Origin of the sequence: Flintibacter sp. P01028 (genome assembly GCF_041925235.1) — a bacterium.
GTDB lineage: Bacteria > Bacillota > Clostridia > Oscillospirales > Oscillospiraceae > Lawsonibacter > Lawsonibacter aceti.
Genome location: NZ_JBHEVC010000007.1, coordinates 57,310 through 83,099, shown reverse-complemented (window position 1 = coordinate 83,099; position 25,790 = coordinate 57,310). Strand labels below are relative to the sequence as shown.

Annotated in this window: 27 protein-coding genes; 26 read left to right on the top strand and 1 reads right to left on the bottom strand. The window is 62.7% G+C overall.

All coding sequences use genetic code 11. The features are described 5' to 3' along the window. Positions 1–15 precede the first annotated feature (15 nt). From mutS to ACEVJK_RS12080, 12 genes are all read left to right on the top strand, one after another. Positions 16–2,622: a DNA mismatch repair protein MutS gene (gene mutS, locus ACEVJK_RS12135; protein ID WP_147572487.1), complete on the top strand. Its 2,607-nt coding sequence runs from the start codon at positions 16–18 to the stop codon at positions 2,620–2,622. Between the two features lie 10 nt (positions 2,623–2,632). Continuing rightward, positions 2,633–3,388, top strand: a complete 756-nt coding sequence (locus ACEVJK_RS12130; RefSeq protein WP_374740690.1) for an AAA family ATPase — start codon at positions 2,633–2,635, stop codon at positions 3,386–3,388. 2 nt (positions 3,389–3,390) lie between these two features. Beyond that, complete coding sequence (locus ACEVJK_RS12125; protein ID WP_147572485.1) at positions 3,391–3,900, top strand: hypothetical protein; 510 nt, start codon at positions 3,391–3,393, stop codon at positions 3,898–3,900. A gap of 50 nt (positions 3,901–3,950) precedes the next feature. Beyond that, positions 3,951–5,981, top strand: coding sequence for a DNA mismatch repair endonuclease MutL (mutL, locus tag ACEVJK_RS12120; protein WP_374740689.1), 2,031 nt, complete (start codon positions 3,951–3,953; stop codon positions 5,979–5,981). 165 nt (positions 5,982–6,146) lie between these two features. Further along, a complete protein-coding gene (locus tag ACEVJK_RS12115) occupies positions 6,147–6,821 on the top strand; it encodes a hypothetical protein (protein WP_240286369.1) in 675 nt (224 codons plus the stop codon). A gap of 21 nt (positions 6,822–6,842) precedes the next feature. Next, positions 6,843–7,784: a tRNA (adenosine(37)-N6)-dimethylallyltransferase MiaA gene (gene miaA, locus ACEVJK_RS12110; protein WP_374740688.1), complete on the top strand. Its 942-nt coding sequence runs from the start codon at positions 6,843–6,845 to the stop codon at positions 7,782–7,784. A gap of 67 nt (positions 7,785–7,851) precedes the next feature. Next, positions 7,852–8,088, top strand: a complete 237-nt coding sequence (gene hfq, locus ACEVJK_RS12105) for an RNA chaperone Hfq (protein WP_147572480.1) — start codon at positions 7,852–7,854, stop codon at positions 8,086–8,088. A 119-nt stretch (positions 8,089–8,207) separates the two neighbouring features. Further along, a complete protein-coding gene (locus ACEVJK_RS12100; RefSeq protein WP_374740687.1) occupies positions 8,208–8,318 on the top strand; it encodes an RNA chaperone Hfq in 111 nt (36 codons plus the stop codon). 104 nt (positions 8,319–8,422) lie between these two features. Next, on the top strand, positions 8,423–9,688 hold the full coding sequence (locus tag ACEVJK_RS12095) for an HlyD family efflux transporter periplasmic adaptor subunit (RefSeq protein WP_147572478.1): 1,266 nt from the start codon (positions 8,423–8,425) through the stop codon (positions 9,686–9,688). A gap of 50 nt (positions 9,689–9,738) precedes the next feature. Further along, positions 9,739–10,464 (top strand): YggS family pyridoxal phosphate-dependent enzyme, encoded by a 726-nt coding sequence (locus tag ACEVJK_RS12090; RefSeq protein WP_240286373.1) that lies wholly within the window; start codon positions 9,739–9,741, stop codon positions 10,462–10,464. 26 nt (positions 10,465–10,490) lie between these two features. Next, complete coding sequence (locus ACEVJK_RS12085; RefSeq protein WP_147572476.1) at positions 10,491–10,991, top strand: cell division protein SepF; 501 nt, start codon at positions 10,491–10,493, stop codon at positions 10,989–10,991. A gap of 123 nt (positions 10,992–11,114) precedes the next feature. Further along, complete coding sequence (locus ACEVJK_RS12080; protein ID WP_374740686.1) at positions 11,115–11,855, top strand: DivIVA domain-containing protein; 741 nt, start codon at positions 11,115–11,117, stop codon at positions 11,853–11,855. A 38-nt stretch (positions 11,856–11,893) separates the two neighbouring features. On the opposite strand, the gene ACEVJK_RS12075 is transcribed toward ACEVJK_RS12080, so the two are convergent. Beyond that, positions 11,894–12,115 (bottom strand): hypothetical protein, encoded by a 222-nt coding sequence (locus ACEVJK_RS12075; RefSeq protein WP_147572474.1) that lies wholly within the window; start codon positions 12,113–12,115, stop codon positions 11,894–11,896. A 94-nt stretch (positions 12,116–12,209) separates the two neighbouring features. Between ACEVJK_RS12075 and ACEVJK_RS12070 the strand changes: the two genes are divergently transcribed. The 14 genes from ACEVJK_RS12070 (at position 12,210) to ACEVJK_RS12005 (ending at position 25,776) form a co-directional block, all read left to right on the top strand. Continuing rightward, complete coding sequence (locus ACEVJK_RS12070) at positions 12,210–12,383, top strand: ribbon-helix-helix domain-containing protein (protein WP_240286377.1); 174 nt, start codon at positions 12,210–12,212, stop codon at positions 12,381–12,383. A gap of 321 nt (positions 12,384–12,704) precedes the next feature. Next, positions 12,705–14,126 (top strand): glycine--tRNA ligase, encoded by a 1,422-nt coding sequence (locus ACEVJK_RS12065; RefSeq protein WP_147572472.1) that lies wholly within the window; start codon positions 12,705–12,707, stop codon positions 14,124–14,126. 361 nt (positions 14,127–14,487) lie between these two features. Beyond that, a complete protein-coding gene (locus ACEVJK_RS12060; protein WP_147572471.1) occupies positions 14,488–15,264 on the top strand; it encodes a TIGR00282 family metallophosphoesterase in 777 nt (258 codons plus the stop codon). Between the two features lie 2 nt (positions 15,265–15,266). Further along, positions 15,267–16,349, top strand: coding sequence for an exonuclease SbcCD subunit D (locus ACEVJK_RS12055; RefSeq protein WP_374740685.1), 1,083 nt, complete (start codon positions 15,267–15,269; stop codon positions 16,347–16,349). After that, positions 16,346–18,598, top strand: a complete 2,253-nt coding sequence (locus tag ACEVJK_RS12050) for an ATP-binding protein (RefSeq protein ID WP_240286381.1) — start codon at positions 16,346–16,348, stop codon at positions 18,596–18,598. Before ACEVJK_RS12055 ends, ACEVJK_RS12050 begins: the two co-directional genes overlap by 4 nt. Before the next feature lie 68 nt (positions 18,599–18,666). Next, a complete protein-coding gene (gene lepB / locus ACEVJK_RS12045) occupies positions 18,667–19,278 on the top strand; it encodes a signal peptidase I (RefSeq protein ID WP_240286383.1) in 612 nt (203 codons plus the stop codon). A gap of 192 nt (positions 19,279–19,470) precedes the next feature. Continuing rightward, positions 19,471–19,863 (top strand): zinc ribbon domain-containing protein, encoded by a 393-nt coding sequence (locus tag ACEVJK_RS12040; protein WP_147572468.1) that lies wholly within the window; start codon positions 19,471–19,473, stop codon positions 19,861–19,863. 10 nt (positions 19,864–19,873) lie between these two features. Further along, positions 19,874–20,698, top strand: coding sequence for a purine-nucleoside phosphorylase (locus ACEVJK_RS12035; RefSeq protein ID WP_147572467.1), 825 nt, complete (start codon positions 19,874–19,876; stop codon positions 20,696–20,698). A gap of 34 nt (positions 20,699–20,732) precedes the next feature. Beyond that, the gene (locus ACEVJK_RS12030; protein WP_186852927.1) at positions 20,733–21,005 is read left to right on the top strand and encodes a hypothetical protein; all 273 of its coding nucleotides are present in this window, start codon (positions 20,733–20,735) and stop codon (positions 21,003–21,005) included. Between the two features lies 1 nt (position 21,006). Beyond that, positions 21,007–22,311: an amidohydrolase gene (locus ACEVJK_RS12025; protein ID WP_186852926.1), complete on the top strand. Its 1,305-nt coding sequence runs from the start codon at positions 21,007–21,009 to the stop codon at positions 22,309–22,311. 72 nt (positions 22,312–22,383) lie between these two features. Then, positions 22,384–24,219 carry a polysaccharide biosynthesis protein gene (locus tag ACEVJK_RS12020; RefSeq protein WP_147572464.1) on the top strand — a complete coding sequence of 612 codons (1,836 nt, stop codon included), beginning with the start codon at positions 22,384–22,386 and terminating at the stop codon, positions 24,217–24,219. Between the two features lie 97 nt (positions 24,220–24,316). Continuing rightward, the gene (gene mazG, locus ACEVJK_RS12015) at positions 24,317–25,117 is read left to right on the top strand and encodes a nucleoside triphosphate pyrophosphohydrolase (RefSeq protein WP_147572463.1); all 801 of its coding nucleotides are present in this window, start codon (positions 24,317–24,319) and stop codon (positions 25,115–25,117) included. 76 nt (positions 25,118–25,193) lie between these two features. Then, entirely contained in the window at positions 25,194–25,469 is a 276-nt protein-coding gene (locus ACEVJK_RS12010) for an HU family DNA-binding protein (protein WP_147572462.1), read from the top strand. Positions 25,470–25,533: 64 nt separating this feature from the next. Further along, positions 25,534–25,776 carry an RNA-binding S4 domain-containing protein gene (locus ACEVJK_RS12005; protein ID WP_147572461.1) on the top strand — a complete coding sequence of 81 codons (243 nt, stop codon included), beginning with the start codon at positions 25,534–25,536 and terminating at the stop codon, positions 25,774–25,776. The last annotated feature ends 14 nt before the right edge of the window (positions 25,777–25,790 follow it).

Genomic DNA, 25,790 nt, shown 5'->3' with positions numbered 1-25,790 from the left:
AAGTAGGTGCCCCCTATGCCGGCAGAAACCACCCCCATGATGCAGCAATACCTGGATATCAAGGCCCAGAACCCGGACTCCATCCTGTTTTTCCGGCTGGGCGACTTCTACGAGATGTTCAACGAGGACGCCAAGCTGGTGTCCAAGGAGCTGGACCTGACGCTGACCACCCGGGACCGGAACAAGCCCCCGGAGGAGCGCACCCCCATGTGCGGGGTCCCCTATCACTCCTGTGACAGCTATATCGCCCGGCTCATCGCCAAGGGCTACAAGGTGGCCATCTGCGAGCAGACCGAGGACCCGGCTCTGGCCAAGGGCCTGGTAGACCGAGAGATCATCCGGGTTATCACTCCGGGCACCGTCATCGCCTCCTCCATGCTGGAGGAGGGGAAAAACAACTACATCTGCGCCGTCTACGCCGACTCGGCCGCCTTTGGCCTGTGCCTGTGCGACATCTCCACCGGCGAGGTGTACGCCACCTCTTTCCCCGCCGGAGCGGAGGCCCTGGACCACCTGGAGAACGAGCTGGGTAGATTTCACCCCGCCGAGGCGGTGCTGTCCGACGGGGCGTTTCAGCTTGACGGCCTGGTTCCCTTCCTGCGGGAGCGGCTGGACTGCCCCTGTGAGAACGGTGGGGAGGCCAGGTTCCGCCTGGACGCCGCCCGTCCCCTGGTGGAAAAGCAGTTTAAGGCCGGGCTGGACACCCTGCCTCGGGGGGACGAGGGGGCGGTCCAGGCCGCCGGCGGCCTGCTGACCTATCTCTACGAGACCCAGAAGACAGACCTGTCCCACATCGCCAACTTTACCTACTACACCGCCGAGCAGTTCATGGAGCTGGACCTGACCGCCCGGCAGACCCTGGAGCTCACCTCCACCCTCCGGTCCAAGGACAAGAAGGGCTCCCTGCTGTGGGTGCTGGACAAGACAAAGACCGCTATGGGCGGCCGCCTGCTCCGGGGCTGGATGGAGCGGCCCCTCCTCTCCCCAGTCCAGATCGGCCGGCGGCAGCAGGCCGTGTCCGACCTGGTGGAGGACATCATCACCCGGGAGGAGCTGGCCCTCACCCTGCGGGAAGTCACCGACCTGGAGCGGCTCATCGGCCGGGTGGTCTATGGCTCCGCCGGCGGGAGGGACCTGGTGGCCCTGTCGGGCGGCCTGGCCCGACTGCCCCGTATTCGGGAACTGCTGGGCCACTGTCCCTCCGCCCTGCTCCAGTCCCTCCGGGAGGAGCTGGACGACCTGCCCGAGGTCCGGGACCTGCTGGACCGGGCCCTGGTGGACGAGCCCCCCTTCTCCGTCCGGGAGGGCGGCTTTATCCGGGATGGCTATGATCCGGAGGTGGACGAGCAGCGCAACCTGCTGGAGCACTCCGCCGAGCTGCTGGCCCAGCTGGAGGCCCGGACCAAGGAGCAGACGGGCATCAAGAACATGAAGATCAAGAGCAACAAGGTCTTTGGCTATTACATCGAGGTGGCCAAGTCCCAGATCGACCTGGTGCCCCCTGAGTGGGCCCGGAAGCAGACTACGGTGAACGCCGAGCGGTACATCTCCCAGGAGCTGAAGGAGCTGGAGCACGCCATCCTGTCCGCTCAGGATAAGGTGACCGCCCTGGAGTACCAGATCTTCTGCCAATTAAAGCAGACCGTGTGCGCCCAGGTCCACCGGGTGCAGAAGTCCGCCGCCGCCGTGGCCCAGGTGGACGTGCTCAACTCCTTTGCCGCCGTGGCCGCCGCCAACGGCTACTGTATGCCTCAGGTGGACGCCTCCAACTCTCTGACCATTGTGGAGGGCCGCCACCCCGTTGTGGAAAAGGTGTTGAAAAATGCCCTCTTTGTCCCCAACGATACCCACATGGACTGCGGCCAGGATATGTGCGCCATCATTACCGGCCCGAACATGGCGGGCAAGTCCACCTATATGCGCCAGGTGGCCCTCATTGTCCTCATGGCCCAGATGGGCTCCTTCGTCCCAGCCAAGTCGGCCCATATCGGGGTGGTGGACCGGGTGTTTACCCGCATCGGAGCCAGCGACGACCTGTCCGCCGGCCAGTCCACCTTTATGGTAGAGATGACCGAAGTGGCCGCCCTGCTGAAAAACGCCACCCGGCGATCCCTGCTGATCCTGGACGAGATCGGCCGGGGCACCTCCACCTATGACGGCATGGCCATCGCCCGGGCGGTGCTGGAGCACTGCGCCGACCCCAGGCGGCTGGGGGCCAAGACCCTGTTCGCCACCCACTACCATGAGCTTACCGCTCTGGAGGGCCAGATCCCAGGGGTGAAGAACTACAACATCGCCGCCAAGAAAAAGGGCTCTGACGTCATCTTTCTGCGGAAGATCGTCCGGGGCGGGGCCGATCAGAGCTACGGCGTGGAGGTGGCCAAGCTGGCCGGGGTGCCCGACCGGGTGGTGCGCCGGGCCAGGGAGATTCTGGAGGAATTGGAGGCAGGAGTACCCCAGCCCGCTGCCGGGACACAGCCATCGGTTGAGGAGCAGATCTCCCTGGGCGACCTGGGGGGCCAGACCGTGCTGAAGAAGCTGCGGATGACCGATGTGAACGTCCTCTCCCCCATCGAGGCGTTGAATCTGTTGGCCGAGCTGAAACAGGATCTGGCCCAGTGAGGGGAGCGCCATGGATCGCCGCTATATCGACCGTATCTACTTAAATCAGCCTGTCCCGGCGGACAGCTATCTTGCCTCCCTCCCGGCCGTCCGGGCCCTGGGGGGCCGGGACCACCCCCTGACCTTCCCCGCTCCCGTCACCTTTTTGGTGGGGGAGAACGGCACGGGCAAATCCACTCTGTTGGAGGCCATTGCGGTGGCCTGTGGCTTCAACGCCGAGGGAGGCACCCGAAATTTCAGCTTTTCCACCCGTGACACCCACTCTCCCCTGCACCGCTATCTGACGGTGGGGCGAAGGAGCTACCCACGGGACGGCTTTTTTCTTCGGGCGGAGAGCTTCTATAACGTGGCTACCAACATCGATGAGATGGACGAGGAGCCGGGGCCGGGCGGACGGGTCATTGACAGCTACGGCGGGGTGTCCCTCCACCGGCAGTCCCACGGGGAGAGCTTCCTCTCCCTGGTGGAGCACCGCTTTGGCGGCCAGGGCCTATACCTGCTGGACGAGCCGGAGGCCGCCCTCTCCCCTGCCCGGCTGATGACTCTGCTGGTCCACATCCGCCATCTGGTGGGACGGGACTCCCAGTTTCTCATCGCCACCCATTCCCCGATCCTGATGGCGTACCCCGGCGCCTGTATCTATCAGTTGTCAGAAACAGGGATCTCCCAGGTGAACTATCGAGATACAGAGCACTATCAGCTGACACGGCGGTTTCTGGAGGCCCCGGAGCGGATGATAGAGCTGCTGTTTCAGGAGGAGGGCTGACCATGTCCCGCAAAAACGCCGGAAAAAACAGCCCGGATTCCATATCCCAAATAGCGGCCTTAATACTTATGGCTCTGGGTACTTTGTTTTCTGTGCTGGGCCTGCTGGGGTATGTATTAGACCTGCCCATGAAAGCGGGTGAGGCGCGGGGATTTCTCCCTATGGGACTGGTCATTCTGGCTGTTGGAGGGGCGTGCGACCTGTGGGCACGGAGTAAAAAAGCCGCCCGCATCCGCCTGTTGACGGAGGGACAGCCTGTTCCGGGAGAGATCCTGGAGATCCGGCGCCACATTTTTATCACCTGGAATGAAAATGACTGGATCAATTTTCCGGGAAAGAATTCCCCCTGGAGTGTTTCGTGCCGATACACATGGGAGGGAAGGGAGTACACCGTTCAAAGCCCCCTGATATGGCGGGAGCCGGTCAGATCCGGACCGGTCACTGTTTATCTGGACGCAAAAAAGCCGCGCCGGGCGGCGGTGGATCCGGACAGCGTTGCCACAGTGTTGTAGGCACAGCGGCCTGAACGCCCCACAGCTTAGAACAGAAAAAGAGGTATATCATGCCAAATATCCAAGTGTTAGACCCCCATGTTGCCGACCTGATCGCCGCCGGTGAAGTCGTAGAGCGGCCCGCCAGCGTGGCCAAGGAGCTGATGGAGAACGCCATCGACGCTGGGGCCTCCGCCATCACGGTGGAGATCTCCCACGGAGGAATGACCTTCCTCCGGGTGACGGACGACGGGAAGGGCATCCCCGCCGGGGAGCTGAAAACCGCCTTCCTCCGCCACGCCACCAGCAAGCTGCGCACTGAGTATGACCTGGAGGCCATTGGCACCCTGGGTTTCCGGGGGGAGGCTCTGGCCGCCATCTCCGCCGTGTCCCGTGTGGAGGTGATGACCCGGACAGCGGACGCCCCTCTGGGGGCCTCCCTGGCCCTGGAGGGCGGAGTACCGGGACAGGTGGAGGAGGCGGGCTGCCCCCTGGGCACCACCATGGTGGTGCGGGACCTGTTCTACAACACCCCCGCCCGGCTGAAATTCATGAAAAAGGACGCCGCCGAGGGGGCGGCCGTCTTTGCCGTGGTCCAGCGGGCGGCCCTGTCCCACCCGGAGGTGAGTGTGAAATTTATCAGGGACGGCAAGCAGGAGCTGCTCACCCCCGGTGACGGACAGCTCCAGTCCGCCGTCTATTCTGTCCTGGGCCGGGAGCTGGCACTGGGCTTCCGCCCGGTGAAGGCCAGCGGCGAGGATATGACTGTGACCGGCTTCGTGTCCATGCCCGCCTGCTGCCGGGGCAGCCGGAGCTGGCAGTTCTTTTTCGTCAACGGCCGCCAGGTGAAAAGCCCGCTGATGGCCGCCGCCCTGGAGCAGGCCTATCAAAACCAGAAGATGGTGGGCAAATTTCCAGGCTGTGTCCTCCATCTGGAGTTAAAGCTGTCCGCTGTGGATGTGAACGTCCACCCCGCCAAGACCGAGGTGAAGTTCGGCCAGGAGCGCCAGGTATTTTCCGCCATATACCACGCGGTCCTCTCCGCCCTGGAGAGCGACCGCTCCCACCCCCAGGTGGAGCTGAAAAACACCGTCCTGGCCGGGGTGAGGCCCCAGGACACGGTTACGCCGAACCAGACCCGGCTCGGAGGTCCGTCCTGGGCGGCGGAGGAACGGCAGGGGGAAAGGCCCCCCGTCCTACCCCAGCCCCCCCGCCGGGAGAGCGTCCCGTCCGGCGTGGTCCAGGTCCATGACACCAGCTACCAGGGTCGGCCGGCCGTCCCCGCCGGAGAGAGGAAGCCCGTTGGGCGCTTCAGCCCCAGCCCTCTGGCCGCCGTCCTGACCCCGGCCGCCCCGGCGAGGCGGGAGGAGGCGCCCGGCCGCGCCACAGGGAGCCCCATTCCGCAAAAGGGCGATTCCACCGGGCAGGGGGAGCTGCCCCGTAGGAATCAGGAGGCTCCGCCGCAAGTGACAGTGGCGGAGGAGCGGCCTGGTCAAGAGCGGGACGCCTCCGCCGGGGACACCCCCCTTATCCCCCAGGAGGAGGGCTGGCGCTTGGCCGGGGAGGTGCTCAACACCTATATCATCGTGGAGCGGGGGGACACGGTGTATTTGATCGACAAGCACGCCGCCCATGAGCGGATGAACTTTGACCGGATGAAGGCGTCGGGCTATGACCCCATGGCCCAAAGCCTGCTGGCCCCCGCCATCTGCCGCCTGTCCGCCCAGGAGCGGGAGGTCCTGCTGGCCCACGGGGCGCTGCTGGAGGAGTTCGGCTTTGAGGTGGACCAGCTGGGGCAGGACCTGGCGGTCCGTCAGGCCCCCTTTGACGTGGCGGTGGAGGATATCCCCGCCACTCTGGAGGAGATCGCCCAAAAGCTGCTGACTACGGGCGGGGCGGACCCCGCCGCCGCCCGGGATGAGCTGCTCCACACCATGGCCTGCAAGGCGGCCATCAAGGGGGGCTGGAAGACCAGTCTTCAGGAGCTGGAGCGGGTGGCCCAGGCGGTCATGGAGGGCAGCGTAAAATATTGTCCTCACGGTCGGCCGGTAGCCATCGAGCTGACGAAAAAGGAATTGGAAAAACAGTTCAAAAGAGCCTGATAGGGCAATATTTTACAGGCGCAGCCGCCGCAGGGGGGAATCTATTTTCCCCCGAGGAGAAATCAAAAAAGGGCTCCCGGCGTGGAAGCCCCCTTTCCATAAGGAAACGGAGCGTCGAAAAGCGAGGGGCGGCAGACCGCCCCCGGTGGTTGGAGGTGAAGATCCATGGCGATCGAATGGAATCGGTATCTGGCGCGCTACCAGCAGGAGCGGGGCGGCTATTTCTTCGGCAACGGAGACTCCTGCTGGGACGGATATCTGGTACTGGCGGAGGGGGAAAAGACCCCCCTTCTGGTCTGGTTTGACACGGAATTCACCGGAGGGAGCAGCAGAGACGTGCTGAGGGCCCGGACCATGGTGTGGCTGGATGGGGAGTATACGTTACACATCCGGGCCAAGAGCGTGGTGGGGGCGGGGGTTCAGAACGTGATGGGTCTCGTGGGCGGAGATATGGAGTTTGGATATCCTGAGGCCACCCGTGGCCGGATCATCACCACCAACAGCCCCGCCTTTACCAAGCTGGTGCTGGGAGATCTGGCCCTCCGCAACGCTTTGGCTATGCGGGAAAAAGATTCCATCCAGGTGGGAGAGGCCCCCCAGGGCGGGGGCTGGCATAGGATAGAAGTCAATGCCGGCGATGTGTTCGGCACAATAGGGGGCGCCTCCCCCTGGATCAATGAGGCTATGGCCGCTGATACCCTCTATATGGACCCGGAGGACAAGGAAGCCCTTTTACAGGCAGGCAGCAGGTGCTTTAATACTCAAATGGACGGGTTTTTAGGGCTCCTCCGGGCGGCGCGGGACGGGGTGACCATGTGGCCTATGCCCAAGACAACGTAACTGACAGCGGAGGTGGCTCTTATGCCCCCAAAAATCTTAGTCATCAGCGGCCCCACCGCCTCCGGCAAGACAAAGCTGGCGGTGGCGCTGGCCAAGGCCCGGGGCGGCGAGGTGGTGTCCGCCGACTCCATGCAGATCTACCGCCGCATGGACATCGGCACCGCCAAGCCCACCCATGAGGAGATGGAGGATGTGCCCCACCATATGCTGGATGTGGCCGAGCCGGAAGAAAACTTCTCTGTGGCCCGGTATGTGGACATGGCCGCCCGCTGTGTGGACGACATTCTCGCCCGGGGCGGTCTGCCCATCGTGGCCGGAGGGACCGGACTGTATATCGACTCCCTGCTTTCCGGGCGGACCTTCGCCCACTTTGACCCGGACAGCGCCCTCCGTGCCCAACTGGAGGAGCGGGTCCGGCGGGAGGGGGGCCAGGCCCTGCTGGACGAGCTGGCCAGGGCGGACCCGGATACCGCCGCCCGCCTCCACCCCAACGATGAGAAGCGGATCGTCCGTGCCCTGGAGGTCTATCTGTCCACGGGAAAGACCATCACCCAGCACAACAGGGAGACCCTCGCCCTGCCCCCCCGCTATGACGCCCTGACCATCACCCTGGCCTTTCAGCGCCGGGAGGATATGTGGGCCCGCATCGACCGCCGGGTGGACGAAATGATGGAACGGGGGCTGGCACAGGAGGTCCGCTCCCTGCTGGACAGCGGCGTGCCGGAGAAGTGCACTGCCATGCAGGCCATCGGCTATAAGGAGATGGCCGCCGCCCTGCGGGGGGACGGGGATGTGGACCGGGCCGCGAGGGAGATCCAGCTGCGCTCCCGTCAGTACGCCAAGCGGCAGCTCACCTGGTTCCGCCGGAACGGGGCGGCCAAATGGATCACCTGGGACTCTGAGCCAAATTTTGCCCAGGCCCTCCAGGTTTCGACAGGATATCTGGAAGATTTTGGTATATAGTGGAAGCACTCAAGGGTGGAAAACAAATCGGGTTTCCCCCTTAAAGAAAAAAGGAGTGCTACATATCATGCAGAAAACCAACAACCTTCAAGAGATCTTCCTGACCCAGGTCCGCCGGGACCGCCGGCCCGTCACCATGTTTTTGATGAACGGCTTTCAGATGCGGGGCTATGTCACCGGATTTGACGCCTTTACTGTAGTGCTGACCAGCGATGGCAAGCAGCAGATCATTTATAAACACGCCATTTCCACCATCGTTCCGGAGCGGCCGGTGCCCCTGTGCGAGCCCGGGGAGGGAGACTAATCTGCTGCTTGCCGCGGGAGCGCCAGCGACCCGCGCGAAGCGCGTAAAATTGCCGGCCGAGCCGGCAATTTCCGGAGGGGCAATTCATTTGCCCCGAGGATATAAAAAAACGGGACCCCATGGGGGCTTGCCCCCCATGGGAAAAGCAGCAGATCATTTATAAACACGCCATTTCCACCATCGTCCCGGAGCGGCCTGTGCCCCTGTGCGATCCGGGGGAGCAGGAATGACCACCGCCTGTCCCAAGGGCGGTCTAGTGGCTCCAGGGCTGTGAATTGCGGGGCCTCCGGGGTTCCGCCGGGGCAGGCACGCTGTACAGAAAGAGAGAATACCCATGAAGCAAGGACAATCTGTCATCACACTGGTGATGGTCCTCATCGCCGGGGCGCTGGCCATCTACTTTGGCTACTACGTCTTTGACACCTTGAACGACCCCTTCACCACCACTCTGGCCTACTCCTACACGGTCAACGACAGCGTGGAGGCCGATGGCCTGCTGGTCCGTGAGGAGAAGGCGCTGTCCGGTCAGGCCGGCATCCTGGACGTGACCCGGACCGAGGGAGAGAAGGTGGGCGTGGGCCAGACCGTGGCTCTCATCTACCGGGACAGCCAGGCCCAGGCCGACCAGGCCGAGCTGGACAGGCTGTCCATGGAGATCGAGCTGCTCCAATATGCCGCCGCCCAGAGCGGCGACGTGGAGTCGGCCGCCCGGCTGGATGAGGATATCCTCCAGTCCGTGGTATCTCTGCGGGCCTCTACGGCCCTGGGGGACTACGCCGATCTGGAGGATCAGGTGCGAGAGGTAAAGAGCGGCGTCCTGAAGCGGGGCTATACCTACGGCGACGGCCTCACCTCCGCCGATTTGACGGCCCAGCTCCAGAGCCTGAAGAGCCAGCGTTCCGCCCTGTACAAGCAGTCTTCCGGGGCCACGACCCGGATCACCGCCGACCGGTCCGGCGTGTTCTCCAGCCTGGTGGACGGCTATGAGAGCTTGCTGACTCCGGAAACGGTGTTCCAGCTCACCCCCTCCTCCCTGGCCGCCATGATGGACAGCCAGAGCGCCGACGAGGGCGCGGTGGGCAAGCTTATCACCTCCGACCGGTGGTACTTTGCCGCCAGCCTGCCCAACGAGGCGGCGGAGCGGCTGCGGGAGGGGGGAACGGCCCTCCTCCGGTTTACCGGGGACTTCTCCCAGGACGTGGACATGCGGGTGGAGCAGGTGGGTCCCACAGAGGGAGAGGTGACCCTGGTGGTCTTTTCCTCGGACCGGTATCTGGCCCGTACCACTCTGCTGCGCCATCAGACGGCAGAGCTGATTTTTGAGAGCTTCTCCGGCCTGCGGGTGCCCAAGGAGGCGGTCCGCATGATAAAATCTACCCAGAAAGATGAGGAGACCGGCGAGGAGCGGGAGGTCAGCAAGCTGGGCGTCTATGTGCTGGTGGCCGGCCGGGCGGAGTTTAAGGGCATCCAGGTGGTGACGGAGGGCGGCGACTACTATGTGGTCAAGCCTACTTCCACCAGCAGCGATGCCCTGCGGGCCGGGGATGAGGTCATCACCCAGGCCATCGGACTGTTTGACGGCCAACTGCTTCAATTCTAGAGAGGATTAAAAGGGGAAGATCCCTTGAGATAGAGAGAAGGTCATATTTTATGGAGCTGGCACAAAATATTCAGGCGGTGCGGGCAAAAATCGCCCAGGCGGCGGCTGACGCCGGCCGGACGCCGGGTGAGATCACCCTGTGTGCCGCCACCAAGGTACAGACGGACGAAACCATCCGGGCGGCTATTGCCGCCGGGGTCCAGGTGTGCGGGGAAAACCGGGTTCAAGAGCTGACCGCCCACCTGGAGGCCGGGGCCTATGAGGGGGCCAGGGTCCACTTTATCGGCCACCTCCAGACCAACAAGGTCAAGCAGGTGGTGGGAAAGGTGGAGCTCATCCATTCGGTGGACTCGGAGCGCCTGCTCCGGGCCATCCACAGCCAGGCGGAGAAGTTGGGCATCGTCCAGGACATCTTGCTGGAGGTCAACATCGCCGGCGAGGAGAGCAAGGGAGGCTGCTCCCCTCAGGAGGCGGAGGAGCTGGCCCAGCTGACGGCCCAGCTTCCCCATGTCCGGCTCCGGGGCCTGATGGCTATTCCTCCGGTCTCACTGGAAATTGGTTCCAACCGGCCATATTTTCAGGCCATGCGACAGCTTTTTGTTGACATAAAGGAGAAAATGTCGGATAATCAAGCTAGTATAGACTGTCTGTCCATGGGGATGAGCGGCGACTACGCCGACGCCATCGCCGAGGGATCTACTCTTGTCCGGGTGGGCACCGCCCTGTTTGGGCCCCGGCCTCCCATGGGCACGCCCCGGACGGACATACACAAATGACGCGCTGAAGAAAAGAGGAACGTGTGATGGGACTTTTTGACGAATTTAAGCGTTTGGCCCACCCCTATGAGGACGAGGAGCCCGACGACGACTTTGATGGCTTTGACGACTTCGACGCCCCCGCCCCACGGGCAGAGCGCCGGGAGCGGCCCGAGCGGTTGGAGCGGTCCTCCCGGAATGTGGACACCCTGTACGGCTCCTCCCAGGAGGAGGAGCGCCGGAGCAACAAGGTGGTCAACATCCGGGCGGCGACCCAGCTCCAGGTGGTGCTGGTCAAACCGGAGAAGTTTGAGGACGCCTCCGCCATCGCCGACCATCTGCGGGAGAAGCGAACGGTGGTGCTGAACCTGGAGTCCACCAACAAGGAGATCGCCCGCCGCCTGCTGGACTTCCTGTCCGGCGTGGCCTACGCCAACGAGGGCAAGATCAAAAAGGTGGCCATCTCCACCTATATCATCACCCCTTACAACGTGGATATCCTGGGCGACCTGATCGACGAACTGGAGAACAACGGGCTATATTTCTGAGATTGCCGCCCAAGCCCCGTCACGGATGGGGCGGCGCGGCAAGCGCCGTAAATTGGAAGGGCCGGCATACCCGTCGGCCCGCTTCCCTTTTGGCAGTAGAAAGATTTTAGGAGGGATCACACTATGCTTACGCCCCAGGAAGTGTCTGAGCGCGCCTTTCAAAAGGCCACCTTCAACGGCTACAATATGTCCCAGGTGGACGAATTTTTGGATATTCTGACGGCGGATTACTCCGCCCTGTACAGCGAGAACGCCGTGCTGAAAAGCAAGATGAAGGTGTTGGCCGACAAGGTGGAGGAGTACCGGGCCACCGAGGACGCCATGCGGCAGGCCTTTATGATCGCCCAGCGCCGGGCGGATGATCTGGTCCGGGAGGCGGAGCAGAAGCGTGCCGCCCTGATCCACGAGGCGGAGGGCGAAGCGCGCCAGCGTATGGAGAGCATTACCAAGGAGGTGGAGGCGGAGGAGTTCCGGCTTCAGCAGGCCAAGAACGCCACCGCCGCCTTTGTGGATAAGCTGCGGGCCATCCACGCCAAGCAGGAGGAATTTTTGGACCAGCTGGGCGAGATGTGTCCCGACGCCCAGCCCCAGCCGGCCCCTGATCCGGTGGAGGAAACGGTGTCCGAGATAGACGACAATGTTCAGCGATTGCTGAACCAGGCCATGCTGGAGGCCACGGCGGAGAATTTGAAGGCCCGCCAGGAGGCGGAGGAGGAGCCTGAGGATCTGGAGGATACCGCCGAGTTTGGCCCCGTGCCGGGCGGCGAGGCGGAGGACGAAGATGAGGAGGATCTGCCCCCAGTCCGGGGCAGCCGCATTAACTTCGGTGAGCTCCAGTTCGGCCGAGACTATGAGATCAAATGAAGAGAGCCGGACTTGTCCGGTGTGAAATAAGCGGCCTCTCAACCGATTTCCGGCTGAGAGGCCGCTTCACGCTGTCCATCTTCCGCGCCGCCGCGGAGGAGGGTAAAGATGGGCTCCTCCTGAGGCGGGGTCCCCCCCGCCGCCTGCCATCCAGCGGCAAAGGCCAGACGGGCCAGGGTGAACATCTGGTTCGCCGCCTCGTCATAGTCCCTCCGCTCTAAAAAGCAGGAGAAGGCGGCTTCAAAATCATTGGAATACATATGCATCACCTCTTTTAGTACGATTATAGGCGATTCGATAGGATTCGTCAATATTAAATACTATTTGATAGTATAGTCGTATATGGTGATAAGTATGAAGCCGCTTAAAACAAAAATCAGTATTACATTGGATGACCCGGTACTGGAGCAGACAAAGCGCCTGGCTGAAAGAGAGGACCGCTCTTTGTCCAGCTATATCAATCTGCTCCTGAAGGCCCATCTGGAGCGGATGGAAAAAAACGGGGCTGACGGGGCCAAAAAACCGTAAATTCCCTTGACAACGGGGAAAAACTGTCATACAATACGCTTCAAAGCAAGGACAGAGAATAGTACCCAGCGGCGGGGCTTCAGAGAGAGGATGGCTGGTGAAAATCCTCCAAAGCCGCGAAGGGAAGGCGCCTCTGGAGCGCGGGCAGGAAATGGCCCGCCGGTCCCCCCGCCGTTACCGGGAACGAAGCGCGTGTCAGCCAGACACGAATTCAGGTGGAACCGCGGATATTTGTAACATATTCGCCCTGAGCCCAAAGGGCTCGGGGCGCTTTTTTTGCTCTGAGCCAATCAAACAGTATGATGAAAAGGAGCAGTTACCATGAAAAACACCGAAAAGACCATGGAGAAGATCGTCAACCTGTGTAAGGGCCGGGGCTTCATTTTCTCCGGCAGCGAGATCTACGGCGGACTGGCCAACACCTGGGACTACGGCCCCCTGGGTGTGGAGCTGAAAAACAATGTGAAAAAGGCATGGTGGAAGAAGTTCGTTCAGGAGAACCCCTACAACGTGGGCCTGGACGCCGCCATTTTGATGAATCCCCAGGTGTGGGTGGCCTCCGGCCACGTGGGCGGCTTCTCCGACCCCCTGATGGACTGCAAGGAGTGTAAGGAACGCTTCCGCGCCGACAAGGTCATCGAGGATTGGTGCCAGGAGAACAGCTTTGACCTGGGCCACAGCGTGGACGCCATGAGCCAGGCCCAGATGAAGGAGTTTGTGGAGGAGCACAACATCCCCTGCCCCTCCTGCGGCAAGCACAACTGGACCGACATCCGCCAGTTCAACCTGATGTTCAAGACCTTCCAGGGTGTTACCGAGGACGCAAAAAACACCGTCTACCTCCGCCCCGAAACCGCCCAGGGCATCTTTGTCAACTTCCAGAACGTCCAGCGCACCACCCGCCGGAAGCTGCCCTTCGGCGTGTGCCAGGTGGGCAAGTCCTTCCGCAACGAGATCACCCCCGGAAACTTCACCTTCCGTACCCGTGAATTTGAGCAGATGGAGCTGGAGTTCTTCTGCACCCCCGGCACCGAGCTGGAATGGTTCGCCTACTGGAAGGACTTCTGCCATCAGTGGCTGTTGAACCTGGGCATGAGGGATGAGAATTTACGCCTGCGGGACCACGACCCGGAGGAGCTGTCCCACTACTCCAACGCCACCACTGACTTTGAGTTCGTATTCCCCTTCGGCTGGGGCGAGCTGTGGGGCGTGGCCAGCCGGACCAACTTCGACCTGACCGCCCACCAGAACACCTCCGGCAAGGACATGACCTACTTCGACCAGGAGAAGAACGAGCACTATATCCCCTATGTGGTGGAGCCCTCCCTGGGCGCCGACCGGGTGACACTGGCCTTCCTGGTGGACGCCTATGACGAGGAGGTGGTGGATGCCGAGAAGAACGATGTCCGCACTGTCCTGCGCCTCCACCCTGCCCTGGCCCCCTTCAAGTGCGCCGTGCTTCCCCTGTCCAAGAAGCTGGCCGACAAGGGCCGGGAGATCCAGGCCGAGCTGTCCAAGTATTTCATGGTGGACTACGACGACGCCGGCTCCATCGGCAAGCGTTACCGCCGGCAGGACGAGATCGGCACCCCCTACTGCATCACTGTGGACTTCCAGACCGTGGGCAGCGACACCGATGAGGCGGACAACGCCGTTACCATCCGGGACCGGGACACCATGGAGCAGGTCCGTGTTCCCATCAGCGAGCTGAAGGGCTGGCTGGAGGAGAAGCTGGCCTATTAAGCAGACGGCCGCCACCTGCTCCATGCCGCCTGCTGAAGCGGCGGTTTAAAAATTCGACCGCAGGGAGAATTTCCGGAGGGCGGATCCATTCCGTCCGAGGATTTTAATTGCCTTGGGGCCCCACACAAAGCGAGCTTTGTGTGGGAGCGCAGGTCCGTGTTCCCATCAGCGGGCTGAAGGGCTGGCTGGAGGAGAAGCTGGCCTATTGATCTGCCCCTCCGCCCCGCAATCAGGCCCTCCGTGCCGCCCATGACCTCCATGGGCGGCGCTTTCTTTTGCCTCCGGTGGTTGCGGACCGGCCTGGGATACGGTATAATCCATTTGAATAGAAGTGGTACCAACTTGGAGGAGGGGCTTTGTTATGCTGTTGAAGATACTGGCCGTGGGGGATGTGGTGGGCGAGGGAGGCCAGGATATCCTGGCCCGCCGGCTGCGGGAGCTGCGGGAGGACACCGGGGCCCACTTTGCCGTGGTCAATGGGGAGAACGCCTCTGGTGTGGGCATCACCCCCGCCCAGGCCCGGCGGATGCTGGAGGCGGGGGCCGACGTTATCACCCTGGGCAACCACACCTGGAACCGTATCCAGATCGGCGAATTTTTGGACAAGGACCCCCATATCCTCCGTCCGGCCAACTACGCCGGCCGGGTGCCGGGCCGGGGAATGGGGATATACCAGTGCCAGGGCCAGCGCGTCGCTGTCCTGAACCTGATGGGCCGGGTGGAGCTGAACCCCAACCTGGATAGCCCCTTTAAGGCCACCAATTTCCTCCTCCGGGGGCAGGACTACGACCTGGCCCTGGTAGACTTCCACGCCGAGGCCACCAGCGAGAAGGGGGCCATGGCCTGGTATCTGGATGGGAGGGTCCAGGCCGTCTGGGGCACCCACACCCATGTGCCCACCGCCGACTGCCAGATCCTGCCCAAGGGCACGGGCTTTGTCACCGACCTTGGAATGACAGGTCCCAAGCGGTCCGTGCTGGGCATACGGCCGGAGCACTCCATCAATCTGTTCCTGGGAGGACTGCCCCGGCGGTATGAGGAGGCGGAGGGGAACTGCAAGCTCAACGCCTGCCTGTTTACCATCGACACGGAGAAGAAGCGGTGCGTGGAGGTCCGCCGGGCGGACCTGGAGGAATAATCATGATTAGAATAATCCATGGGGCTGACTTCCACCTGGACAGCCCCTTTTCTGGCCTCTCCCCGGACCAGGCGGCACGGCGGCGGGGAGAGCAGAGGGAGCTGCTGGGCCGCATGGCCCAGGCGGCACGGGAGAGGGCGGCCGACCTGGTGCTGCTGGCCGGAGATCTGCTGGACTCGGAGCGGGTCTTTCAGGAGACGGCTCAGGCCCTGGCCCGGGCCCTGGGGGACATCCCCTGCCCGGTGTTCCTCTCTCCGGGAAACCACGATTTCTGGTCCCCCCGGTCGGTGTACGCCACCCTGGACTGGCCGGAAAACGTCCATATTTTCTCCTCCCCACAGATGGAGGCGGTAGAGCTGCCCCAGTTGGGCTGCACGGTCTGGGGCCGGGCCTTTTATGACAGCCGCCAGACAGACAGCCCGCTGGCCGGCTTCCGGGCCCCAGAGGGGAAGGGTGTGCAGATCATGTGCGTCCACGGCGACACGGCGCCCCAGAGCGAGTATGGGCCCCTCTCCCCCGCCGAGATCGAGACCAGCGGCCTGGACTACCTGGCCCTGGGCCATATCCACCAGGGGAGCGGCCTGCGGCGGGCGGGCCGGACCTTCTGGGCCTATCCCGGCTGCCCGGAGGGCCGCGGCTTTGACGAGCTGGGACAGAAGGGCGTGCTCTATGTAGAGCTGGAGGAGGACCGGGCCCAGGCCCAGCTCCTCCCCCTGGGCCGCCGCCGGTATGAGATTCTGCCGGTGGATGTTACGGGAAAGGAACCGCTGGAGGCCGTACTGGCCGCCCTGCCCCAGGACACCAGCGAGCACATTTACCGCATTGTGCTCACCGGCGAGGGAGAGAGCCCAAATCTGCCGGCGCTGGAGCGGGAACTGGCTCCCCGGTTTTACGGCCTGACCCTCCGGGACCAGACAAGACTGCCCACAGACCTGTGGAAACGGCGGGAGGAGGACACCCTGACTGGCCTCTTTCTCCGGGCCATGTGGACAAAATGTCAAGAGGAGCCGGAGGAGCGGACCTATCAGATGGCCGCCCGGTTCGGCCTGGCCGCCCTGGAGGGCGGGGAGGATGTGTCCCTATGAAGATAAGATCCATGACGGCCACTTTCGGCAAGCTGGACCACGCCCGGCTGGAGCTGGGGGATGGCTTAAATCTGATCTATGCCCCCAACGAGGGGGGCAAATCCACCTGGGCCGCCTTTTGGAAGGCTATGCTCTATGGCATCGATACCCGGGACCGGGATAAAAAGGGGTATTTGGCGGACAAGAACCGGTATCAGCCCTGGTCCGGCGCCCCCATGGAGGGGACTATGGACCTGGAGTGGCAGGGCCGGGACATCACCCTCCGCCGGGGTCCCAAGGGCAGCGCTCCCTTCGGGGCCTTTTCCGCCGTCTACACCGGGACGGAGGAGGCGGTCCCCGGCCTGACTGCCGCCAACTGCGGCGAGCTGCTCACCGGTGTGGGACGGGAGGTCTTTGAGCGGTCGGCCTTCATTGGATCGGGTGGAGACCTGGCGGTTACAGCGGCCCCGGAGCTGGAGCGGCGTATTGCCGCGCTGGTGTCCTCCGGGGAGGAGGACGTGTCCTACTCCCAGACCGAGGGGAGGCTGCGGGAGTGGCTCAACCGCCGAAAGGTCAACCGAAGCGTGGGGCTGATCCCCAGGCTGGAGGGAGAGCTGCGGGAGGTGGACCAGGCCCTGGAGCAGTTGGAGGAGCTGTCCGGCCGCATCGCCCTGCTGGAGGGGGAGCGGACCGCCCTGTCCGCCCGTAGAGACCTGCTGGCCGCCGAGCGGGCGACCCACCGCCGATTGGCCCAGCGAGAGCTGGACCGGCGCTTTGCCCAGGCCAGGGAGGAGCTTGAGGCGGCCAGGAGCCAACTGGCCACCCTGGAGGGGGAGACGGCCAAATACGGCCCGCTGCCCGACAAGGACCTGCTGAAGAAGGCACAGGGAGAGCTGCAATATTTGAAGGTGCTGGACGAGGAACTGCGCCAGGGCGAGGCGGCCCGGAAGGAGGCGGAGGAGGTCTATGTCCAGGCACAGATCGCGGCCCAGGACGACCGCTTTCCTGGCATGACCTGGGAGGAGGGGGTCCAGGCCGTCCAGAAGGCCCTGTCCGACTACAACACCGGTCTGGCCACCGCGCGGGTCAAGGGGATGGCATCCAAGCTGTTCCCTGCTCTGGGCCTGCTGTTTGCCCTGATTGCCGGTGTGGTCGGCGGGGTCCGGGAGGGACAACTGCTGTCCTATCCCCTCTACGCCGGGGGCTTCATCTTTCTGCTCACCTTGATGGCGGGGTTTGTCAACCACACCGGCCGACGGGCCTGGGAGGACCGGTGCGCCAAGCTGCTGGAGCGGTACCGGGTGCAGTCCCCCCAGGAGCTGGAGGAACTGGCCCAGGACTACCGGCGGCGGTGCCAGGCGGCGGAAGAGGCGGCCCGCCAGGTTCGGACCATCCGGGGAACGTTGAGCGACCGGCAGGCCCGCCGGGACAACAGCCGGACGGACCTGTTGGACTTTGTCCACACTTTCTCCCCCCAGGTCACCGACCTGTTCGGCTGCTCCGCCGCCCTGTCCAGAGGGCTGAATCTGGACCACGAGCTGTCCCTGGCGCGGGAGCGGGTGGAGGAGCGCCGCCGCCGTCTGGATGACTTAGAGGCCCAGGGAGGCGGGCTGCCTGAACCCGTTGGAGAGGCGGAGCCCCCCGCCCGGACACCGGAGGAAACAGAGCGGGCCCTGGCGGAGACGGAGCGCCGGCTGGCCCAGACTGACCAGGACCTGAATCAGGCCCTGGGACAGCGGAAGGCGGTGGGCGATCCGGCGGCCCTGGCTGCCCGTCGGGAGGAGCTGGCTGCCCAACTGGACCGCCGACAGGAGGAATATCGTGCCCTGGCTGTTGCGCTGGAGGCACTGAAAGAGGCCAACGCCCAGCTCCAGCAGCGATTCTCCCCGGAGCTGAACCGGCTGTCCGGCCAGTATCTGGCCCGGCTCACCGGGCAGCGGTACCAGTCGGTGGCACTGAACCGGGAGCTGGAGGGTGCTGCCGCCCGGATAGAAGATGTGTCGCCTAGAAACGCGCTGTTCCTGTCCCGAGGGACCGCGGACCAACTGTACCTGTCGGTGCGGCTGGCGGTGTGCGGCCTATGTCTGCCTGAGAAGCCCCCCATCCTGCTGGACGACGCCTTGGCCGCCTTTGACGACAGGCGGATGGTCCTGGCGCTGGAGTTGCTGGAGGAGCTGGCCCGTGAGCAGCAGGTCCTCCTCTTTACCTGCCAGCGCCGGGAAGGGGCTGCCCTGGAGGGGACGTCTGCGGTTACCCGGTTGGAATTATAAGTTGAATTTGGATGGAAAAGCGGCTATAATAGCAGGGCTTCACGGTGATACAGAAGGAGGGATACCCTTTGTCAGAAGAGATGGATCAGTTCCTGGACCAGAAGGACGAGGAGCCCCAGGAGGTGCGGCCTCTGGGGTCGGAGCTGTATGAGTGGCTCCAGATGCTGATGGGCTGTGTCCTGGCCGCGGTGCTGCTGTTTACCTGCTTGGGCCGTCTGACCCGGGTGGATGGAGAGTCTATGAACAACACCCTGCAGCACGGGGAGATGATGCTGGTCTGGTCCCTGGGCTACCAGCCCCAGCAGGGGGATATCGTGGTCGTCAACAAGACCACGGCTGAGTTTTTAGGGGGCAAGGCCATCGTCAAGCGGGTCATCGCCACCGGCGGTCAGACCGTGGATATCGACTATGGCACCAGTACGGTCTATGTGGACGGGGTGGCTCTGGACGAGCCCTATATCAGAGAGCCTATGGGGGTGCCCTATACCCCCTCCGCCTACGACTCCACGGGAGTTCAGACCCACTGGGAGGTGCCTGAGGGCTCTATCTTTGTGATGGGAGATAATCGGAACAAGTCTACCGACAGCCGGGATGCCCGGCTTGGCGCCATCGACGAGGATTATGTGCTGGGCAAGGTGGTGTGCGGCCTGTGGCCCCCTTCCAAGATCGGTCCCCTGTAACGGAATATCGGCTTCAGCCCGTCCGCGCCCGGCGCGGGCGGGCTATTTTTTACGGAAAACCGCCGGCTGCACAGGGATTTGTTGCAATCACAGGGGGATTGGTGTAAAATAACAGGGAACTGTCACGGGTGGAGAGGGGTCTCCTCCCCTCTGACGAAACTGAAATACAGATGCGGGAAAGGAGCGCATAGTATGGACGACAAGGTGAAGGAACTGCTGGATAAGATCCGCGGCACTGCCTCTGTGGCCGCCGACGCCGCCGCCGACACCGCCAGGGTGGCGGGTAAGAAGGCGGGCCAGATGGTGGACGTGGCCAAGCTGAATGTCCAGCTCTTTGATCTGAACGGAGATTTCAACGACATCCTGCGCCGACTGGGCCAGGTGATGTATGACACCCACAGGGGCCAGACCCCTGAGGGAGACCCGGTGACAGAGCTGCTGGCCGAGGCCGATGAGACCGCGGCCAAGGTGGAGGAGGTCAAATCCCGCATCGCCGACCTGCGCCAGTCCCGCAGCTGCCCCGCCTGCGGCGCGCCCTGCGGTAAAGGGGACAAGTTCTGCCGCAGCTGCGGCGCCTCTCTGTAAGGAGGGGGCCATGGGCTATACGATGGAGCAATACCGGACCAGCGCCAAAGCGATCCGGGACCGCCTTGGAGACTTTATCCCTAAGGTGGCCATGGTGTTGGGCTCCGGTCTAGGCTATATGGGGGACGAGGTGGAGGGTGCCGTCGCCATCGATTACTTGGATATTCCCAACTTTAAGGCATCCACCGCGCCGGGACACAAGGGGCGGCTGGTCTTCGGCACTCTGGAGGGGCAGCGGGTGGCGGTCATGCAGGGCCGAACGCACCACTACGAGGGCTACTCCTATGAGGAGGTGTCCTACGCCGTCCGGGTGCTGCGCCTGCTGGGGTGTGACACCCTGATCGTCACCAATGCCGCCGGATGCGTCAACACCAGCTGGCAGGCCGGGGACCTGATGCTCATTACCGACCACATCAAGATGTTTTCCGAGTCTCCCCTCCGGGGGGAAAATCTGCCCGAGTTCGGGGTCCGATTCCCCGATGCCTCCCATCTGTACACCCCCCGCCTCCGGGAGCTGGCCCGCCAGACGGCCCAGGAGCTGGGCATTCCTCTGCGGGAGGGGGTCTACTTCTACTGCTACGGGCCTCAGTATGAGACCCCGGCAGAGGTCCGGGCCGCCCGCGTCCTGGGGGGCGACGCCGTGGGCATGTCCACCGCGCCGGAGGTCATCGTGGCCGGCCACTGTGGCATGGAGGTGCTGGGCCTGACTCTGCTGTCCAATATGGCTGCCGGCATCCTGGACCAGCCTCTCAGCGAGCAGGAGGTGCTGGAGGCCGGCGAGGCGGCCCGTGAAAAGTTCTCCGGTCTGGTGCGGGCGTGTCTGAGGAAGATGTGATCTCTTTGCCCGGCGATGAAAGGTGGCTTTGTCCATGATTACGATCTTCAACCGCGCAGAGCTGTTCCTGACCTATGACCTCAGCCGCTTTAACCAGGTGCGCGACACCCTGGAGGGGGCGGGGCTCGACTATATCTACCGGAGCAAGGATCTGACCAGCCCCACTATGTGGGAGGGGCTGTGCGGCGGCAGCAGCCGGGGCCGCACCGGCACCTTCGGTATGAACGACGGGGCCTGGGTGGAATATAAGCTCTATGTCCGCCGGAAGGATCTGGACTGGGCCAGAGCGATACTGAGAGGGATCTGATATGTCACTGTTGTTGGAACATGTCACCGCTGTGACCATGGACTCGGCCCAGCCGGTCCTGAAAGACGCCTTTGTAGCGGTGGAGGGCACAAAAATCTCCTCGGTGGGTACTGCCCGCCCCCAGGGGGAGTTTGACCGGGTCATTGACGGGACTGGCAAGGTGCTCATGCCCGGCCTGGTCAACGCCCACACTCACGTGGCCATGGCCCTCCTGCGGGGATACGGCGGCGGACACGACCTGTACCACTGGCTGAACGACTATATCTTCCCGGCCGAGGACAAGCTGGATGCCCGATGCGTTGCCGCGGGCACCGCTCTGGGGCTGGCCGAGATGATTGCTAGCGGCACTACCTGTATCGCGGATATGTATATGTACACCGACGCCATCGCCAAAACTGTGCTGGAGGCGGGCATCTCCGCCAATCTGTCCTGCGGCGGGGTCTATTTTGGCGCGCCGGAGGACTTTTCTCCTGACAAGTGCGGCGACTGCCAAAACCAGCTTCGGCTGGTGGAGGAGTGGCATGGCGCCGGTGAGGGGCAGATCCTAGTGGACGCATCCATTCACGCGGAGTATACCTCCTGTCCCTCACTGTGGGAGTGGACGGCTGACTTTGCCCGGAGGCATGGCTTAGGGATGCAGGTCCACATCTCTGAGACCCAGTCAGAGCATGAGAACTGCTGGAAGAAATATGGGAAAACCCCCGTCGCCCTCCTGGACCAATACGGAGTGTGGGAGCGGGGGGGTATCGCCGCCCACTGTGTCTGGGTGTCTGACCAGGATATGGACATCATGGCCCAGAAACACATCACCGCCGTCCACAACCCGGTCTCCAATTTGAAGCTGGCCTCCGGCGTGGCCCGAGTTCCCCAGATGCTAAAGGCCGGGGTCAACGTGGCCCTGGGGACCGACGGGGTGGCCTCCAACAACAGTCACGACCTGTTTGAGGAGATCAAGCTGGCCGCCCTCATCCACAAGGGAGTCGGCCTGGACCCGGAGGCGGTCACGGCCCAACAGGCCCTGGAGATGGCCACGGTCAATGGGGCCAGGGCCCTGGGCCTGGATACCGGAGTCATCGCCCCCGGCAAGACGGCCGACCTGATCCTGGTGGACTTTTCCGCCCCCAACCTGTTCCCCTGTCACGACGCGGTGGAAAACTTGGCCTTTTCTGCCCGAGGTTCCAACGTGGTCATGAATATGGCCAGGGGGAAGGTCATATATGAGAAGGGGGAATTTTTCACCCTGGATCTGGAGAAGATCCGGGCCGAGGTGGAGGGCTACGCCCTGCCCCGAATCTTTGGCATATGAAGCGATACCCACGGAGAGGTGGGAAAGCGGAGCTCTCTCCCCTCTCTGTGCCCAGCATAAAGGAGGCTGCCTATGTCCCAACGAGATACCGCCCCCCGCCGGATCAGCGGTCAGAAACAAAATACCTTTTTTGGCGGAGCGGCCATCCTGGCTGTGGGCATCCTGGTGGTCAAGCTCATCGGTATGTTCTACAAGATCCCCCTGGTCAATATCATTGGGGAGCAGGGGAACACCGACTTTACCAACGCCTATAATATCTATGCGGTCCTGCTGACCATCTCCACTGCCGGCCTGCCTGTGGCCGTGTCCAAGCTGGTCAGCGAGGCCAGTGCCCTGGGTCGCCACAATCAGATGCGCAAGACCTTTCGGGTATCGATGCTCCTGTTTTTGTCCCTGGGTCTGGTCTCCTTTTTAGTGATGTATTTCAAGGCCGATACGCTGGCCGCCATGATGAACGACACCAAGGCCGCCGCCGGCATCAAGGCGCTGGCTCCCGCCGTAGTGTGCGTGGGCTGTCTGGCCGCCTTCCGGGGGTATTCCCAGGGACACAGCGACATGGCCCCCACCTCCATCTCCCAGATCATTGAGGCCCTTTGCAAGCTGGTCATCGGCCTGTCCCTGGCCTACTGGCTGATTCAGGCGGGGCAGCCCGCCCATGTGGCCGCTGCCGGCGCTATTACCGGCGTGACGGTGGGTACTGTGGTGGCCCTGGCCTATATGCTGCTCAGCTACGGCTTTGGCCGGGCCCGTGAGCCCCGGCTGTCCCGAGATGTGCCAGACGGCGCGGGCAGTATTTTGAAGGATATCCTGCGCATCGCCATTCCAATCACCCTCAGCTCCTCTATGGTGGGCATCGTTACGGTCATCGACTCCTCGCTGGTCCAGGGGCAGCTTCAGCGGGCACTGGTGGAGGACCCCGCCAGTTGGGCGCTGTATGCCGACTTTGTGGACTTTGGCGCCCTGGAGAACGCACTGAACACATGGAAGGAAACTCTGGCTGCTGGGGCCGCCGCTAACATGGCCTCTTTGACCCAGCAGATGGCCCTGGAGGCCCCGCCGGCCGCTGCCCAAGCCCTGAGCGACGCGGTGCAGGATGTGAGCCGGACCCTCTACGGGAATTATGGCGGGGCGCTGAATATCTATAATTTGCCTACTTCCCTTATGGCTGCCATCACTGCCTCGGTTATCCCAGCCGTTTCTGGTGCGCTGGCCCGCCGGGACCGCCGGGGAAGCGCCAAGATCACTGGCTCCGCTCTACGCATCACCGCCCTTTTGGCTTTCCCAATGGGAGTGGGCCTGTTCGTCATGGGCCAGCCTATCATGCGGCTGCTTTTTACCAAGCTCAACCCGGATCTGGCTGGTCCCCTGCTGTCCACTCTGGGCCTGGCTACTGTCTTTGTGTGTATGATGCTGGTGTGCAACTCCATCCTCCAGGCCCATGGGTTTGTCAACCTGCCCGTGTTGGTCATGGTGCTGGGTGGGGTGCTGAAGATCGTGACCAACTATAACCTGGTGGTCCGGCCCGAAGTCGGTATCTTCGGCGCACCGGCGGGTAATATTCTGTGCTTCGGCCTATGCCTGGCGCTGGACTTGCTTATTATTTCCCGGGTCATCCCCAAGAGGCCCCGGTATCTGCCTATTTTTGTTAAACCGCTGGCAGCTTCCGCTCTGATGGGCGGAGCCGCATGGGTAGTCTACCGTGTGCTGGCCCGGTTGCTCAGTGCGGTCCCCGAGGGGGGGACGGAGGCGGTCCTCAGCAGGATGGGCAACGCTGTGGCCACCTTGGCGGCTATCGGAGTGGCTATGGTGGTCTATCTGGTGCTGGTGGTGGCCCTGCGGGCCATCTCACGGGAGGACCTGTCCCTGATGCCCAAGGGGGATAAGCTGGCCCGGTTGCTCCGGCTGTAAGCGCAAATTCCATAATGTGGCATTATTTCAAAGATTTTAGGTATTTTTCCTGAAAAACTTGAAAATATATAAAATGACTTGATAAGGAAGCGAAATTGTGGTAAATTTTCAGTGTATGGACCACTATTCCATGGAGGACCTTCTCCGCATCATGGAGCTGCTCCGCGCTCCGGAGGGGTGCCCCTGGGACAGAGAGCAGACCCACCAGTCCATCCGGCGCAATATGCTGGAGGAGGCCTATGAGGTGGCCGAAGCCATCGATAACCAGGACACAGCCAACCTGAAGGAAGAGCTGGGCGACGTACTGCTTCAGGTGGTGTTTCATTCCCGCATGGCCCAGGAGGAGGGGCTGTTTACCTTTGACGATGTGGTGGACGGCATCTGCAAGAAGCTGGTATTCCGCCACCCCCATGTCTTTGGCACTGTAGAGGCCGGGGATGCGGACGGCGCTCTTACCGCCTGGGAGAAGCAGAAGCGGGAGGAGAAAGGACAGAAGACCGCCGCTGATTCTCTGGACGGTGTGGCCCGTTCTCTGCCAGCGCTGATGCGGGCGGAGAAAATTCAGGACAAGGCCAAAAAGGCGGGATTCGACTGGCCGGATATCAGTCCGGCGCTGGACAAGCTGTCCGAGGAGCTGGGAGAATTGAAGACGGCCGCGGCCCAGGGCTCCAACGTGGAGGAGGAGCTGGGCGATCTGCTGTTCGCTGCAGTCAAGGTCGGCCGGTTTCTGGGACTGGACAGCGAGCTGGCACTCCACGCGGCCTGTGAAAAATTTATCCGGCGCTTCCGCCGGACAGAAGAGCTGGCCGGGCAGCCGATGACCCAGATGGAGCTATCTGATTTGGAGCGGTTCTGGGCACAGGCAAAGCGGGATAGCGACTCCACTTCGATGACTTAACATCCCCCGGGATTTAAGTATAATCACGGCGGCGGCGCGCTGGCGCTGCCCAAATTCACAGGAGGAGAAAACCACCATGAACAAGACCGAACTTATTGCTGCTGTTGCTGAGAAGGCCGAGCTGTCCAAGAAGGACGCTGAGGCCGCCATTACTGCCACCATCGACGCCATTACTGACTCTTTGAAGAACGGTGAGAAGGTACAGCTGGTCGGCTTTGGATCTTTTGAGGTTAAGGCCCGCGCTGAACGTGTTGGCCGCAACCCCCTGACCAAGGAGACCATTCAGATCCCCGCCTCCAAGACCCCTGTTTTCAAGGCCGGCAAGGCTCTGAAGGATGCTGTGTCCAAGTAAGTTCCGTAAATAGAACGGGGACGCTGTATACAGCGTCCCCGTTTTCCGTAGAGGAGATCATTCTATGCGATTGGACAAATGGTTGAAGGTTTCCCGCCTCATCAAACGCCGCACCGTGGCTAATGAGGCCTGTGACAATGCCCGGGTGGTCGCCAACGGCCGTCCAGTGAAGGCCAGCTATGATGTAAAAGCAGGAGACATCCTGGAGCTCCGCTTTGGAGAGCGCGTTGTCAAGGTAGAGGTGCTGGTGGTGGCCGATAATGTTGGGAAAAGCGACGCGGCGGCTATGTATCGTGAGGTTCTGTAAAGCCTGAGCGGAGA